1 protein-coding gene is annotated in these 623 nt (G+C 66.3%); it reads left to right on the top strand.

The features are described from left to right. Positions 1-388: 388 nt before the first annotated feature. Positions 389-623: hypothetical protein (locus tag PROKR_RS36735; RefSeq protein ID WP_036959157.1), on the top strand; the 235-nt coding region annotated here is incomplete at its 3' end.

Raw genomic sequence — 623 nt, forward strand, 5'->3', positions numbered from 1 at the left:
GGCCATCTTCTCGTTGACCTCCGCCCGCAGGGGGAGGGCCTGGCCCGTGCGAGCGGCGAACGCCTTGCAGTGCTTGCAGGCGCACTCGACGGTGACGGTCGGGATGTCCGTGCGGGGCTCGTTGCCCATGGTGTCCTCCTGGTCAGTTGGCCGTTCTCGGCATGGCACCAGCGTAGCCACGCAAGGGCACTTGCGCAACCCTCAGGGTGTAGAAGGTGTAGAAGTTGTAGGTCTCCCTGGTTACCCCTCAAGAAAGTAGTTCTTGAAGAAGTAACTAGAGAGAGGTACACCTTCTACACCTTCTACACCATCGGGGGGCCTCCGGCCTCTCGCCCGGCGTCAGTCGTCTATCTGCCCGGCGAGGTAGTCGGGGCTCGGCCTCCGCTCGGTGCACCTTCTGATCGATAGGCAGGCGGCCCGGTTCGACCACCCAGGGCCCGACCCGGAGGAGGAGCGAGGTCCGGTCCTCCTCGTCGGCCCGTTCCCAGACCTGAGCGAAGGTCTCGCCGGTCGGGACCTCTTCGGTCACGGTCGCGGTCGGGAGGGCCTCAGCCATCCCGCGGAGGGCGGCCTTGGCGCGACGGTAGGCGCGATAGGTGGTGTCCTCGTCCTCGTCGGTGACG

Source organism: Promicromonospora kroppenstedtii DSM 19349 (assembly GCF_000515355.1).
GTDB classification, from domain to species: domain Bacteria; phylum Actinomycetota; class Actinomycetes; order Actinomycetales; family Cellulomonadaceae; genus Promicromonospora; species Promicromonospora kroppenstedtii.